Origin of the sequence: Polyangium fumosum (assembly GCF_005144585.1) — a bacterium.
GTDB lineage: Bacteria > Myxococcota_A > Polyangia > Polyangiales > Polyangiaceae > Polyangium > Polyangium fumosum.
Genome location: NZ_SSMQ01000010.1, coordinates 126031 through 140135 on the forward strand (window position 1 = coordinate 126031; position 14105 = coordinate 140135).

At 67.3% G+C, this 14105-nt stretch carries 11 protein-coding genes; 8 read left to right on the plus strand and 3 right to left on the minus strand.

Going from position 1 to position 14105, the window contains the following annotated elements:
• Nucleotides 1–73 precede the first annotated feature (73 nt).
• Complete coding sequence (locus E8A74_RS12225; RefSeq protein ID WP_136929154.1) at nucleotides 74–1651, minus strand: NHL repeat-containing protein; 1578 nt, start codon at nucleotides 1649–1651, stop codon at nucleotides 74–76.
• A gap of 410 nt (nucleotides 1652–2061) precedes the next feature.
• Here E8A74_RS12225 and E8A74_RS12230 point away from each other — a divergent pair, with 410 nt between their 5' ends.
• The 4 genes from E8A74_RS12230 to E8A74_RS12245 all read left to right on the plus strand — a co-directional run bounded on the left by E8A74_RS12230 (nucleotide 2062) and on the right by E8A74_RS12245 (nucleotide 8167).
• Nucleotides 2062–3375: an imelysin family protein gene (locus E8A74_RS12230; protein WP_170229072.1), complete on the plus strand. Its 1314-nt coding sequence runs from the start codon at nucleotides 2062–2064 to the stop codon at nucleotides 3373–3375.
• Nucleotides 3368–4786, plus strand: coding sequence for an HTTM domain-containing protein (locus E8A74_RS12235; protein WP_136929156.1), 1419 nt, complete (start codon nucleotides 3368–3370; stop codon nucleotides 4784–4786). The genes E8A74_RS12230 and E8A74_RS12235 overlap by 8 nt, the downstream gene beginning before the upstream one ends.
• Nucleotides 4771–7026 carry a TonB-dependent receptor family protein gene (locus E8A74_RS12240; RefSeq protein WP_136929157.1) on the plus strand — a complete coding sequence of 752 codons (2256 nt, stop codon included), beginning with the start codon at nucleotides 4771–4773 and terminating at the stop codon, nucleotides 7024–7026. Before E8A74_RS12235 ends, E8A74_RS12240 begins: the two co-directional genes overlap by 16 nt.
• Nucleotides 7027–7087: 61 nt before the next feature.
• The gene (locus E8A74_RS12245) at nucleotides 7088–8167 is read left to right on the plus strand and encodes a DNA-methyltransferase (RefSeq protein WP_170229073.1); all 1080 of its coding nucleotides are present in this window, start codon (nucleotides 7088–7090) and stop codon (nucleotides 8165–8167) included.
• Nucleotides 8168–8183: 16 nt separating this feature from the next.
• On the opposite strand, the gene E8A74_RS12250 is transcribed toward E8A74_RS12245, so the two are convergent.
• Together E8A74_RS12250 and E8A74_RS12255 are read right to left on the minus strand one after the other, a co-directional pair.
• Complete coding sequence (locus E8A74_RS12250) at nucleotides 8184–8789, minus strand: hotdog family protein (RefSeq protein ID WP_136929159.1); 606 nt, start codon at nucleotides 8787–8789, stop codon at nucleotides 8184–8186.
• Between the two features lie 55 nt (nucleotides 8790–8844).
• Entirely contained in the window at nucleotides 8845–9219 is a 375-nt protein-coding gene (locus E8A74_RS12255; protein ID WP_136929160.1) for a hypothetical protein, read from the minus strand.
• A gap of 138 nt (nucleotides 9220–9357) precedes the next feature.
• On the opposite strand from E8A74_RS12255, the gene E8A74_RS12260 reads away from it, so the two are divergent.
• The 4 genes from E8A74_RS12260 (at nucleotide 9358) to E8A74_RS12275 (ending at nucleotide 14024) form a co-directional block, all read left to right on the plus strand.
• Entirely contained in the window at nucleotides 9358–10662 is a 1305-nt protein-coding gene (locus E8A74_RS12260) for a ferric reductase-like transmembrane domain-containing protein (protein ID WP_136929161.1), read from the plus strand.
• The gene (locus tag E8A74_RS12265; protein WP_136929162.1) at nucleotides 10659–11018 is read left to right on the plus strand and encodes a cytochrome b5 domain-containing protein; all 360 of its coding nucleotides are present in this window, start codon (nucleotides 10659–10661) and stop codon (nucleotides 11016–11018) included. The genes E8A74_RS12260 and E8A74_RS12265 overlap by 4 nt, the downstream gene beginning before the upstream one ends.
• A gap of 129 nt (nucleotides 11019–11147) precedes the next feature.
• Nucleotides 11148–12206, plus strand: a complete 1059-nt coding sequence (locus tag E8A74_RS12270; RefSeq protein ID WP_136929163.1) for a hypothetical protein — start codon at nucleotides 11148–11150, stop codon at nucleotides 12204–12206.
• 810 nt (nucleotides 12207–13016) lie between these two features.
• The gene (locus E8A74_RS12275; RefSeq protein ID WP_136929164.1) at nucleotides 13017–14024 is read left to right on the plus strand and encodes a hypothetical protein; all 1008 of its coding nucleotides are present in this window, start codon (nucleotides 13017–13019) and stop codon (nucleotides 14022–14024) included.
• Nucleotides 14025–14105 lie beyond the last annotated feature (81 nt).

Genomic DNA, 14105 nt, shown 5'->3' on the forward strand with positions numbered 1-14105 from the left:
CGTGCCCCGGCACGGGCCGCCCGTCAAGGGCAGCCCGTGCCGGGGCCGATGCGCTGGGGGGGAGGAAATCGTTTCAGTTCCCGACGGGCAGGAGGAGCAGCACGCCGTCGTCGTTCCCGGGGCCCATGCCCACGGACTTCGCCCCGACGATCGCTGCGTGCTTCTGGTCGGGCGAGAGCGCCACGCCCCAGAACATATCGGCCGCCCCGCCGAGATCGTATTGCTTGTAGCCCTTCGGCGCGAAGGTCGTGTCGACCTCCCCGTTCTCGGTCAACACGCCGACCATCGCGTCGATGTTGTCGGCCGCCGGCCTCCCGCCGCCCACGAGCAGCGAGCGCTTGTCGCCGAGCCCGACAATCGCACGGCCGTTGTCGGTGTTGCCGGCCAGGTCGATACGGACGTGCCCATTCTGGCCGTACGTCGTATCGAGCTTGCCGTCGCCCGTGATGCGGAGCGACAGCCAGTCGACGTTTTCATTGCCGCCATTCGAACCGTAACCCACGGTCACGAAGTTCGACCCTTGCGGGATGATGTCGTAGGCCTCGGCGACCGACGCGAGCACGACCTGGTTGAACACGCCGTCCGTGCCGAACGTCGGGTCGAACTTACCCGCGCTGTCGATCTTGTAGATCACGGGGCTCACGATGTTGTCCCCGTCTCGGTTGTACCCGGAAATCACGGCGCTCCCGTCGGCGAGGATGCGGCCCGACTTCGGGGACGCATTCTGCTGGGCGATGTCGAGCAGCACGACGCCGTTCGTCCCGAAGCCATTGTCGATCGCCCCGTTGGCGCTCAGGCGCACCGCGGCGAAATCCGTGTCCGTGCGGCCGGGCGCCTTCTGCGCGCCGACGACGAGCAGCCGATCGTCCGCGTAGACGTTCAGGCCCCACTGCGTATCCGCGACGTAGGTATTGCCCACGAGCTCGCCCTCGCTCAGGTCGAGCACGGTCACCCCGTTCGTGCCGAAGGTCGTATCGAGCGTCCCGTCGGCGTTGAACCGCGTCACGGCGAGATCGCGATCCCGCGCGTCCGCCGCGCCTTCGTGCTCGATCGTGCCGGCGACGACGATCTTGCCCGTCGATTGCACCACGATCCCGCGCGTCACCTCGCCGTTCGTCCCCACCGCCACGTTGTGCGTCGCGATGCCATTGGTGCCGAACGTCGTATCGATCTCGCCGGTCGGCTTGAACTTCACGACGATCGTCGCGAAATCCGCGGTCGCGTCCGTCGATGGCGCCGCGTGGCCGGTCGCGTAGAAGTTGCCTTGCGCGTCGAACGTCACGCCGTACAGCCGATCGTGCCCCGCCTCCGAAACGGGCACGGGCACGAGCTTCTCCTCCTCGCCCCCGCCCGCGCCGCCGGCGCCGCCCATTCCACCGGCCCCGCCCATTCCGCCGGCGCCGCCCATTCCACCGGCCCCGCCGTTCCCACCGACGCCGCCGACGCCGCCGTCGCCGCCCGTGCCGCCCGTGCCGCCCATGCCGCCCATGCCGCCCGTCGCGCCCGTGCCGCCCTGGCCTCCCCCGCCCGTGCCGCCCGTGTCGTCCCCGCAGCCGGCGGCGAGCGCGCCGAGCAGCACGCAGGCCGAGAGGGGCACGAGGTACGTGGTTCGCGCCCATGCGCGGCGGATGGCTCCCGTATTCGCGTTCATTTTATGCTTCTCCTTACGTTATTTTTCAGTCGCGTCCGATGTGGCGCCCTGCCACTAAGCGCGTTCACTTGAAATAGAAAATGAAAAACATTTTCAACAGCGAGGGGTGGGTAATGCACGCCCTGCATCATGTCAACCGGAAACCGCACCCCGATCGCTGCTCGATCCGCGGGAAGCAAGCTGTTCTACACGGGCCGCGCGTTTCTTTGTGCTCAAATTAACAAATCCTGCCACGCCCCCGAGGACCCTTGGTGCCCCAACGAACCAATCGTCTTCGACGCCACCTCGGTTTCCATCCGGGGGTCATCTTTCAGCACGAGCGAAGTTGAAAGTAGTTTTCAACATCGACAAGCGTGCTACCATCCGCCCCCCTGCTCGGGACCAAGCTTCGGATAGGGAAGAGGATGTCCATGCAGAATCATTCGCAGGTGAGCCCTCCGCCTCCCAGGAGGTGGCTGCAAGGCGGGAGCGTCGCGCGCGCGCTCCTCGGTGGTCTTTTCGCCCTCGGCCTCGTCGCGGGCTGCGAGCGAATCGCCTTCTACTCGACGGGCCGCCCCCCGCCCGATTCGAATGAAGGCTCCACGACCGCCTCGTCCTCGAGCGGCGGCAGCAGCGGCGATCCGACCGGCGGGATGGGGACCGTCACCCGCGCGACGCTGATCGACGCCATTGCCACGTGCAACCTCGAGCTCCTCGACACCTTCCAGAAGGCCGCCCAGGAGCTCTCCACCGCGGCGGCCAAAGCCAAGACCGACCCCCAGGCCCGCGCCGAGGCGCAGGCCGCCTGGAGCAAAGCCATCGACCTCTGGCAACGCGCCGAGCCCTTCCAGTTCGGCCCCGGCGGCCCCACGAACACGCCCGGCGGCCAGGGCCTGCGCGACACCCTTTACTCCTGGCCGCTCGTCAGCCGCTGCCTCGTCGAGCAAAACATCGTCTCGAAGGCGTACGAAGCCGCTGATTTCGGCACCACCGCGCTCATCAACATGCGTGGCCTCGCCGCGGCCGAATACCTCCTCTTCTACACGGGCACGGACAACGCCTGCAACCCCGCGTCCGCCATCAACACCTCGGGCTCGTGGGCCGCGCTCAGCGCGGACGAGCTCGCCTCGCGCAAGGCCGCGTATGCCTCCTCCGTCTCCTCGGGCATCGCCGCGATGGCCGGCAAGCTCCTCGGCGCGTGGCGCCCGGGCGAGGGGGATTTCGACACGCAATTCAGGAACGCAGGCAAAAGCGGCTCGGCGTACACGACAGAACAAATGGCCCTCAATGCGGTGAGCGACGCGATGTTCCACGTCGAGATTCAGGTGAAGGACCAGAAGCTCGCGCGCCCGCTCGGCATCCTCGATTGCGCCAACGCGACCTGCCCGGAGGCCGTGGAATCACGCTTCGCCGGCCGCTCCAGGGTGCACGTGCGGAACAACCTCGTCGGTTTCCGCATGCTCATGAGCGGATGCAAGGACGGCGAAGGCGTGGGCTTCGACGACGTCCTCACCGCGCTCGGCGCGACCGCGCTCGCCGAGAAGATGAGCGCCGACGTGAACGGCGCCATCGCCGCGGCCGACGCCGTCCCGAGCGACGACCTCGCCCAGGCCCTCGCGCAGAACCCCGAGAGCGTCAAGCAGCTCCACGACGCCGTGAAGCGAATCACGGACAGCCTCAAGACCGAGTTTGTCACGGTCCTGGATCTCGAGCTCCCGCAGACCGTGGAAGGGGACAATGACTGAACGAGCCGACGCGGCCCCCTCGGGCCGCCTCGCGCGGCTCGCGTCGCTCCTCCTCCGCCCGGAGGACGCGGCGGCGCTCGCCGCGTTCCGCTTCTGCTTCGGCGTCCTCGGCTGCGTGAGCGCGCTCCGCTTCCTCGCGTATGGCTGGGTGGACGAATTTTTCGTCAAGCCCCGGTTCTTCCTCTCGTACTGGGGCTTCGACTGGCTCGCGCCGCTCTCCGCCCGCGGAATGCACGCGCTCTTCGTGGCGCTCGCCGTCGTGAGCGCGTGCGTCGCGGTCGGCTTCCTCTATCGCGCCGCGATCGTCCTCTTCCTCGTCGGCTTCACGTACGTCCAGCTCCTCGACGTCACGAATTACCTCAACCATTACTACCTCGTCAGCCTGCTCGCGCTCCTCCTCTCCTTCATGCCCCTCCACCGCGCGTATTCGGTGGACGCGTGGCTCTTCCCCAAGCTCCGCAGCGCGACCTTGCCCGCGTGGTGCACGTACCTCCTCCGCTTCCAGGTCGGCGCCGTCTACTTCTTCGCGGGCCTCGCGAAGGTCAACAGCGATTGGCTCCTCCACGCCCAGCCGCTCAACATCTGGCTCTCGTCGCGCACCTACCTGCCCGTCGTCGGCCCCCTCCTCGGCGAACGCTGGGTCGCCTTCGCCATGAGCTGGGCCGGCTGCCTCTTCGACCTCACGGTCGTGGCCTTTTTGCTCATGCCGCGGACCCGCGTCGCGGCCTATGCCGTCGTCCTCCTCTTTCATACGGCGACGAAGCTCCTCTTCCCGATCGGCATGTTCCCGGTGATCATGGTCGTCGCCGCGCTCGTGTTCTTCTCGCCGAGCTGGCCACGCAACCTCGTCGCCTTCTTCCGGCGCCGCGCCCCCGCGCCCGCCCCCGCCCTGCCCGCGCCCGCGCCCCTCCCCCGCTTCTTCGGCGCGCGTCTCGCCCTCGTCGCGTGTTATTGCGCCTTCCACCTCCTCTGGCCCCTCCGGACGCACCTCTATGGAGGAAACGTCCTCTGGCACGAGCAAGGCATTCGTTTTTCCTGGCGCGTCATGCTCCGCGAGAAAAACGGGAGCGTCACGTACCTCGTGACGGACCCGCGGACCGGCCGCACCCAGGAGGTCCCCCCGCGCAAGTTCCTGAATGGCCGCCAGGAGCGTGATTTCTCCACGCAACCGGACCTCATCCTGCGGCTCGCGCACCAGATCGCGCGTGATTTCGAGGCCCGCGAAGGCGTACGCCCGATCGTCCGGGCACACACGCCCGTCTCGCTCAATGGCCGTCCGGCGGAGCTGCTCCTCGATCCGACGGTCGACCTCGCAACCATCTCCGACGGGCTCGCCAGGGCCACCTGGATCCGGCCCGTCCCGCAAGCACCTCCCATTCACCTCGAGTCCCTGGCATGGCATCGCCCCTGATTCGACGCTCGACGCTCCCCACGCTCCTTTTGCTCTCGCTCTCGCCCGCGGCGCTCGCCCAGACCGGAGGCGACCCGCCCCCGCCGCCCGCCGCCGCGCCGCCGCCCGCGGCGACCGAGGACGCGAACGCGAAGAGCGAAGAGCCCCCTCCCCCCATTGAAATCTCGGTCGTCGGCACGCGCCTCCAGCAGACGAGCGGCTCGGCGCACGTGGTGACGACGAAGCAACTCCAGCGCTTCAAGTACGACGATCCCCACAAGATCCTGCTCGGCGTCCCCGGCGTCTACGTCCGCGAGGAAGACGGCTTTGGCCTGCGCCCGAACATCGGCATTCGTGGCGCCGTCTCCGACCGCAGCAAGAAGATCACGCTCATGGAGGACGGCGTCCTCCTCGGACCCGCGCCCTACTCCGCGCCCGCCGCGTATTATTTCCCGCTCATCGGCCGCATGGATTCCGTGCGCGTGGTCAAGGGCCCCTCGGCGATCAGTTATGGCCCGCATACCGTCGGCGGCGCCATCGACATGACCACGGCGGCCATTCCTTCCGAGCGCCGCGGCATGCTCGACGTCTCGTTCGGCCAGTACATGCTCCGCAAGGTCCACCTACGACAAGGCCTCGCCGACGACAAATACGGCGTCCTCCTCGAAGCCGTGCACCTCGCGAACGACGGATTCAAAGAGCTCGACGGCGGCGGCGACACCGGGTTTGCCCGCACCGACGTCATGATGAAGGGCCGCTACACCTTCGATCCCGTCGGCTCCGTCGTGAACGAGCTCGAGCTCAAGATCGGCTACCAGAACGAAGGCTCGAACGAGACCTACCTCGGCCTCAGCGACGAGGACTTCCGCGCGACGCCCTATCGCCGGTATGGAGCGAGCCGCCTCGACCGCATGGACTGGAACCGCACCCAATTCCAGCTCACGCACCGCGCGCGCTTCAGCCCGAACCTCGAGCTCACGACGACCCTCTATCGCCACGACCTGCAAAGGGCCTGGCGCAAGGTGAACGGGTTCCGCGGCACCTCGGTCGCGAATGTCCTCGCGAACCCGGACGACCCGCGCAATGCCCTCTATTACGGCGTGCTCACGGGCACCGTTTCCCCGAGCACGGACGCCGAGACGCTCATGATCGGCCCGAACGACCGGTCGTTCGTCTCGCAAGGCCTCCAGTCCACGGTCTCCTGGCGCCCGAAGACCGGCCCCATCTCCCACCGGATCGAGTATGGCGTCCGGCTCCATTACGACTCCATCCGCCGCCTGCATACCCAGGACGGCTTCCTGATCGAAGGCGGCACGCCGATCCCCGAAGGGCGCCCCACGGAGACGACCGCCGACAACAACGCGTACACCCACGCCATCTCGATGTACGCGACCGACGCCGCCACCTGGGGCCCGCTCACGCTCACGGCCGGCGCCCGCCTCGAATCGATCCGCAGCGTCCTCGAGAATCACCTCACGGGCGAGCAAAACCTCACCATCCAGCAGGTCGTCGTCCCGGGCGCGGGCCTCTTCCTCGCCTTGCCGCGCGACTTTGGCCTCCTCGCCGGCGTCCATCAGGGCTTCTCCCCCGTCCCGCCGGGGCAAAACGACATCGTGCGCCCCGAGAAGAGCTGGAACTACGAGGCCGGCGTCCGCTGGTCGCCGAAACGCGTCCGCGCCGAGATCATCGGCTTCTACAGCGATTACAAGAACCTCACGAACCTGTGCTCGTTCTCCACGGGCTGCGTCCAGGAAAACCTCGACCAGCAAACCGACGGCGGACGCGCGCGCGTCCTTGGCTTCGAGGCCTATGCCGAGAGCGAGATCAAGATCCGAGACAACCTCGCGCTCCCCGGGCGCTTGAGCTGGACGTACACGGACGCGCAATTCACGAACAGCTTCCCCTCGGCCGATCCGATCTTCGGCGACGTCGAGGCGGGCGACGAATTGCCCTACGTCCCGCGCCACCAGCTCGCGGCGTCGGTCGGCGTCGAGACGCCGCGCTGGGGCGTGAATGTGGGCTGCACGTACACCAGCCGCATGCGCGAGGTCGCCTCCCAGGGCGACCCCGCGCCCGGGACGGCGACGGACGATTCTTTCCTCCTCGACGCCTCCGTGAACGTCCGCCCCCTCAAATGGCTGACGATTTACGCGCTCGGGCGGAACCTGCTCGACAACGCCTACATCGCCTCTCGCCGTCCTTATGGCGCGCGCCCGGGCGCGCCGCGATGGCTCCAGGCCGGCGCGCGCGTCGACTTCTGACCGTCCCCGCCGACATCTTGGCCCGCGTCCGCGCCCCCTGCTAGGAGCCGTACGCCCCTTCATGTCGAGCCTCCCTTCGCCCCTCCCGCCCGCGCGCCGCGGCACGTATTTCGTCGGCGACAACCTCGACGTCCTGCGCGACCGCATTCCCTCTGCCTCGGTCGATCTGGTCTACCTGGATCCTCCGTTTCAAAGCGGCAGGACCTACCACCTCTACACGGGCGTCACGGCGGACGAACCCGGCGCGGTCGCCTTCGACGACACCTGGGCCTGGGGCGAGACCGCCGCGCGCGCGCTCGCGGCCCTCGTCGCCCGGGACGAGCCCGTCGGACGCGCGCTCGCGGGCCTCCACGGCTTCCTCGGGGATTGCGACACGATGGCCTACCTCGCCATGATGGCGCCCCGCCTCGTCGAGATCCGCCGCGTCCTCCGCCCCACGGGCAGCGTCTTCTTGCATTGCGACCCCACCGCCAGCCATTACCTCAAGATCCTGATGGACGCGGTCTTCGGCCCCGCGTGCTTCCGCAACGAGATCGTCTGGCGCTACCGCCGCTGGCCCACCCGCGCGCGCCGCTTCCAGCGCATGCACGACGTCCTCTTCTTCTACACGCGCGAGCCCTCGAACGAGCACACGTTCCACACGCTCTACGGATACGAAGAGCTCGCGGAGTCCACGAAAAAGACGTTTGGCACGAAAAAGCAACGCGCCGACTTCTCCGCGGGGCACCGCAAGCCGGGCACCTCGGACGAGGAGACGAAAGGCCCGCCGCTCTCGGACGTCTGGGAGGTCGGCGTCATCGCGGCGAAAGGCAAGGAGCGGCTCGGGTATCCGACGCAAAAGCCCGAGGCGCTGCTCGAACGTGTCCTCCTCGCCGCGAGCAACGAGGGCGACGTCGTCCTCGATCCCTTCTGCGGCTCGGGCACCACGCTCAGCGTCGCCACGCGCCTCGGGCGCCGCTTCCTCGGCATCGACCGGAGCCCCGAATCGAAGCGTGTCGTCGAGGAGCGCCTCGGGCGCGCGTTCGGCGAGGCGATCGATTGGGAGATCGTCGATTGCACGGAGAGCCGGCCGAAACCCCTCGCGCGCGCGGACGCGGCCCGAACGACCGGCGCGCGCGACGACCGGAGCCGCGTGGCCTGAGGGACGCCCCCGCGCTTCAGCGCAGGATCCCCTCCACCTTCGATAACGAAAACATCCCCTGGGCCACGGTCTGCCCGCGGACCTCGACATCGGCCTCGAAATGCTGCACGTCCGTGCCCTCGCGGATGAGCCGGACCTCGTAGGTCAGCACGTCGCCCGGGAACATGTTGCGCAGGAAGCGGAGCTGGCTCGCGCCGAGCGCGCCCGTGCGCGCGGGCCCTGCCATCGTGATCGCGGCCAGGATGTCCTCGCCGAGGCCCGGCATGAAGCCGGGTTCCAGGCGGTATCCGAGGTCCGTGTTGCGCAGCGCCGACACGAGCTCGACCGGGTTGCGGCCGATTGCTTCGAGATCCCGCTGCACCGCCACGAAGATTTGCAGGATGTTCGCCGCTTGCACGATGCCCTCGAGCGCGAGCGCCCGCGGCAGCATGGGCGGCGTCGGCAGCTCCGCCGAGAAAAACGGCTCGTTCACGCTCACCGCGCGCGACGCGTGCAGCGTGGGGCGCGGCGTACGCGAATACCCCTCGATCCGATCCACGAGCAAGAGCGGCGGCCGCTGTGGCAGGAGAAGCAACACGACAGCCGCGCCAAGGGAAAGTGCGTCCGTTTTCGTCTGGCTCATGCGCAGCGCGACTATCGCACAGCTCCTCGCCGGGCGGTAGCTGAGAGAGCGCCCGCTACTCGGGCGCCCCCGCTTCGATCCACGCGTGCACCGCCGAGGCGGAGTCTCCCCAGGAGACAGGATGGCCCCCGCCCATCGGGACGGTGTAATAGGGGCTGGCCCCGGGATCACCTGGCGTGACGCGGGCTCTCGCGTTGCGATAGACGCTCATCGCTCCGCCCGGCATTCGCTCGTGGCAGCCGTCGCAGCGTTCCTTGGCGAGGGGACCGATCCCTTCCTTGAACCTCGCCGGCGCCAATGGCGCAGACGCGGCATCCGCGCACGCCGGAAGACCCAAGCCGACGAAGAAAGCGAACCAGAGGAGCTTGCTCACCCTCGTAGGCGCGGAGAGCGCGACGTTCTTGCGCGATGTCGGGCGAATACCCACCACGGTGACCTCCTGTGCGAGCGGCGCTCGACGGGATGCGCCGCAAATGGGGTTTCATGCAGCCCACGGGCCGCGCAGCCATGATCCTGGTCGCTCGCTTCACATTCCTGCCCGAAAACACGTCGTACCGAGCGTGGTCTCATGGTTGCAAAAGGCGAGCTCGTGCTGAAGCTCCCGTCCTGGTTCCCCGTGCTCGTTGCCACCACCCTTGCGGTGACGCCCGCGCTCACGTGGGCGTGTTCCGCGGGCGCGGACGCGCTCACCTGGCACGGATTCGCGCGATTCACGGGGTTTGCCGCTGCTGGCCTGTTCGCGGTCTCGATGCTGCTCATGCTGCGCCTGACCTGGCTCGATCGGGCGTTCCGAGGCCTCGGTCACGTCTACCAGGCCCATCACGCGCTCGGAGTGGCAGGGTTCCTGCTGCTCCTCGTCCACCCGCTCACGCTTGCGCTCGGCACCTTTCTGGTGGAGCCGGCTGCGGCGCTTCGTCTCCTCTGGCCCAATCCGTCGTCCAAGGCCGTGTTTTCGGGCTGGCTCGCGTTGCTCCTGTTCCTCGTTTTTTTCGTCGTGACCGTCGCGCAACGCATACCGTTTCATCGCTGGCGTCGATTGCACCGAGCTCTGGGGCTGGCGTACGGCGCCATGGTATGGCACCTGGTTGCGACCTACCACGGCTCGGTGGCTGGCGGACTCGCGCTCGGGCTCGCTGCCCTGGGGGTTCTCGGCTTCGCGCATCGCCTCCTCGCGGAAGACCCGCCGTCGCGAGGCCTCCGCTACCGGATCACCAGCGTGCGGCGCCGCGGACCGAAGGTCGTGGATCTCGTGCTCGAGCCCCTCGACAAGAAACTCCGCTTCGAGGCGGGACAGTTCGTGTATCTGGCCATGCGCGACTCTCCCGATTATCAGGCGTGCGGCGAGTCCCACCCTTACACCCTGACCGGTCATCCCGACGATCCACGCCTCCACGTCTCGGTCAAAGCGCTGGGCTTCTGTACGCGGCACATCCAGGAGGCCACGGTCGACACGGAGGCCGCCGTCCAGGGGCCTTTCGGAGGGTTATTTCCCCCGCAAACCATGAATCGACCGCAAGTCTGGATCGGCGGCGGGATCGGCGTGACGCCGTTTCTGGGCCGCGCGTCGATCATCGCCGCGGACGGGCCCTCGATCGACATCGTCTACTGCGCCGCGAATGAAGGCACGGCGCTCTACCTGGAGGATCTCCGTACGCTCACCCGGGACCGCCCAAACATGTGTGTTCACACGATTTACGAGGACACGACCGGGCTGCCGACGGTCCCCGCTATCGAATCACGCGTGGGCTCGCTCGAAGGGAAAGAGCTCATGCTCGCCGGTCCGCCCGCCATGGTGGACGCCCTCCGACGAGCTCTGCGCGCGCGCGGCATACCCGCGGCACACATTCATACCGAGGAGGGCATGGCGCGATGAACACCCGGCGTGTCGTCCTCGTCGCCGCGCTCGCCTTCATGCTCGCTTGGAGCACGCTCGTGAGCCTGGCGGCGCAGAAGTCCCGGCATCCCGTCGCCCCCCGAGAGGCGCGGCTCCTGAGCCGCGCCGAGGTTGCGCACCACGACCGCCCCGAGGATTGCTGGCTCGTGATCCGCGGCAAGGCGTACGACGTCACCAAGTATCTCTCCGCGCATCCCGCGCCGCCACGAACGATCACCGACCACTGCGGCAAGGAGAGCACCTCGGCCTTCGAGACCAAGGAACGCGGGCGGGCCCATTCCCCGCAGGCCTGGCAGCTCCTCGAGACCTACTTCGTCGGCGAGGTGAGGGATTGAGCGAGGCGCCGAGCAGATGCTACGCCGCGGCGTCGACGAGGTCCATGAGGTTCTTTCCCGAGATCCTGTCCTCGCTTGAATTTGGCCCGCCCGGTCGCGACGTGAAATCCTTCGTGGCCTGGAGGTCCTATGCGATCATCGACGTGTTCTACGTTTGCCTCTTTTTTTGCCCTCACCCTCGTATTGAACTGCGGGGCGTATGGCGATCCGAGTGACGCCGCGTGGGAATCCGAGGACGTGGAGCAAGCGGATCCCAGCGCAGCCGATTCGGACGAAGAGGCCGTGGGGACTGCCGAGCAGGCCAGCACGACCTCGCGCTCCGACGTCGCCGCGACGTTGACGGTCAGCAGTGGACACTGGGGGAGCTGGCGGCAGATGATGTACTGCAATCCAGGCACGTGGGCCGTCGGCTACAACATCCGTTCCGAGGGGTCGCAGGGCGGCGGGAAGGACGACGACACGGCCCTCAACTCGGTTCGACTGCATTGCGTCTCGAAAAACGGGACCTCCACCGACTCCGTCATCTCGCACGACGGGATCTGGGGCGAGTGGAAGACGCCCGACTCTTGCACGAACACGAGCACGTCGAACCGAACGAATTTCATGAAGATGGCGAGGCTCCGGGGCGAGGGCCCGAAGGGCTCGGCCTGGGGCCCCTTCAAATACGAGGACGACACCGGCGCCACGGACGCCGAATTCCACTGCACGAACGGCGAGCAACTGAGCGTGCCCGGCGCGAACGCGTGGGGCTCGTGGAGCGACTTCACGGAGTGTCCGGCCGGGACCGCGATCTGTGGGCTATCCATCCGCTTCGAGGATTCACAAGGCGGCGGCTCCGGCGACGACACGGCGATGAGCGGCCTCAAGATCGCGTGTTGTGTCTTCGATGGCCCCGTCTGCGGCGACAACGTCTGTCAGGCGGGAGAGAACATGCAAAACTGCCTCAAGGACTGTGACTCCTGCGGGAATGGCTATTGTGGGCCCAAGGAGACCCAAGCGAGCTGTATGGCCGACTGCGACATCTGCGGAAATGGCACCTGCGGCCAGAAGGAGTCCGCCTCCTCGTGCCCGGCGGACTGCGATGCTTGCGGCAATGGTCTTTGTGGTCCCTACGAGGACATCTGCACGTGTCCCGAGGACTGCGGCACATGGCTCGGGTTCCAGAAGCCGATTTGCCTGTACGAGTGATGGGTGTGATGGTCCGCCGGCCTCGTGCATCGAGGAGGAGGGCGCGGCGAACGTCGCCCCCCTGACGCCTTCCCTTCCTGCGGGAGAGGACAGCCTTCGGACGGCCTCGAGGATCAGGTCGTCGCGCTCTTTCTTGGTGCGCTTGTGGATCGGCTCGTCCGGATCGAGATGTCGCAGCGCGGGCGCACGTCCTCTCCTCCGCGTACGCAACCCTCGGAAGCCCCCCGGAAACAACGAAACGCTCGTTCCCGAACGTGGGAACGCGCCCCCTCCCGTGGCGGGGCACGTTCCCAAAGATGGGAACGTCCCCGGAAGCGGATCCCGGCGCCTTGCACGGCGTGGGAAAAGGCTCGGGTGCGGCCGCGATCGGCGTTGCGAGAAAGGGGAAGCTTCCCGGAGGCGAGGCGGAGGGGGTTCCGACAAAGGGGAACGACTCGAGAGACGGCTCCGCGCGCGTTCCGCGAAGGAGGAATCGACCTCGGCGCGGAGGTGGGGGACGTTCCAACCAAGGGGAATCGGGCGGGCCACGGATTCGGGCGCGTTGCGAGAGCGTGGAGGCGGTTTCGAGGACGAGCCCCGGACGAATCCGACGAAGGGACAGGAACGACGACGACCTTCCGGGGGTGATGCAGGACGTTGGCCGAGGGTGCGCACCGACCGACGGACGATGTCGAACCTTCGGAGGGAAGCCCGGCACGTGAAGGACGTTGGTCCTGGACGAACCAAGCGTTTGCCCGCGAACATCCAGAGTTCGTCCGCGGAGATGGTTCGTCTTGACCGACCGACGATCCGGGGTGTACGTTGTGCCGCATGAAGCACCGACACCTCGCAAGCACGGTCCTCCTCGTGGTTTCCATGTCCTCTTCGGCGCGGGCGGAGGAGCCCTCTCCGGAGCCTCCCAAGCCCGAGTTCATCCACATCCCGCCCTCGTCGTACGCGTCAGCTCGAGCGCACGAATTGTTCTACCCGGCGGTGATGCGGCTCCTCCGCGAAGCCCAGGCCCTCGAAAAGGAAGGGAAGGCGCAGGCGGCGCTCGACAAGTATCAGGACGCCTACGATCGCCAGCGCCTCTCCGACGTGCAAACCGAGCTCGCGTTTGCCCAGGCTCGCATGGGTCTCTACCTGCCGGCCGCTCGGAACCTGGCCGAGGTCCTGGCCCTTGGATACGCGAAGGACAGGACCGTACATACGGACGAAGAGATCCATGCCGTCCACAAGGCCGTAAAGGCTCGGCTCGGGACGATCCTCCCGCGCGTCAACATCCCCGGCGTTCGCCTCACCGTGGATGGCGAGCAGGTCACGGATTGGCCCTTTGCCGAGGAGTTTTACGTGGAGCCCGGAAAGCACACCATCAAGGCGATCGCCGACGGGTATTATTTCAACGAGACGACCGTCGAGCTCAAGGCGGGAGAGCAGAAGGTCCTCAATATCGCGATGCAGCAGCGGATCCAAAGTCATTATGTCGCGTTTCCGGCGGCGCCGATCAACATCCGCATCCATGCGAACCTCTCGAGCGGCTCGAAGGATGCTCAACCCACGTGGCCTCGGAACCTCATGATTGCCAGCGGCGTCGGGATGGGCTTGGGGGTCGTGGGGCTCGTCACCGGGTTGATCATGAACGTAAACGCACCGGACGACGGAACCGTGACAACAGGGAAGGGGCTCGCGTACGCGGGTGGTGGCCTGGTAGGGCTTTCCCTAACAGGCTTGATCATCGGGCTTGCCAGCCGTCCCGATCCCGCTCCGCCGAACGTCATCATCACACCGCAGATCGCCAAGGATGGGGGCGGCGTGCAGTTCACCGGCGCGATCCCGTGATGGTTCCGCGGTCAAGGGGAAGGCCCTGGGTCCTGGACGAACCAGGCGTTTGCCCACGACCATCCATGGTTCGTCCGAGGA

Bases quoted from the DNA above. Each gene is read 5' to 3' on its own strand.
- E8A74_RS12275 (WP_136929164.1), top strand. From the start codon at position 13,017: ATGAAGCACCGACACCTCGCAAGCACGGTCCTCCTCGTGGTTTCCATG.
- E8A74_RS12240 (WP_136929157.1), top strand. From the start codon at position 4,771: ATGGCATCGCCCCTGATTCGACGCTCGACGCTCCCCACGCTCCTTTTG.
- E8A74_RS12260 (WP_136929161.1), top strand. From the start codon at position 9,358: ATGGTTGCAAAAGGCGAGCTCGTGCTGAAGCTCCCGTCCTGGTTCCCC.
- E8A74_RS12225 (WP_136929154.1), bottom strand. From the start codon at position 1,651: ATGAACGCGAATACGGGAGCCATCCGCCGCGCATGGGCGCGAACCACG.
- E8A74_RS12265 (WP_136929162.1), top strand. From the start codon at position 10,659: ATGAACACCCGGCGTGTCGTCCTCGTCGCCGCGCTCGCCTTCATGCTC.
- E8A74_RS12235 (WP_136929156.1), top strand. From the start codon at position 3,368: ATGACTGAACGAGCCGACGCGGCCCCCTCGGGCCGCCTCGCGCGGCTC.
- E8A74_RS12245 (WP_170229073.1), top strand. From the start codon at position 7,088: ATGTCGAGCCTCCCTTCGCCCCTCCCGCCCGCGCGCCGCGGCACGTAT.
- E8A74_RS12230 (WP_170229072.1), top strand. From the start codon at position 2,062: ATGCAGAATCATTCGCAGGTGAGCCCTCCGCCTCCCAGGAGGTGGCTG.
- E8A74_RS12270 (WP_136929163.1), top strand. From the start codon at position 11,148: ATGCGATCATCGACGTGTTCTACGTTTGCCTCTTTTTTTGCCCTCACC.
- E8A74_RS12250 (WP_136929159.1), bottom strand. From the start codon at position 8,789: ATGAGCCAGACGAAAACGGACGCACTTTCCCTTGGCGCGGCTGTCGTG.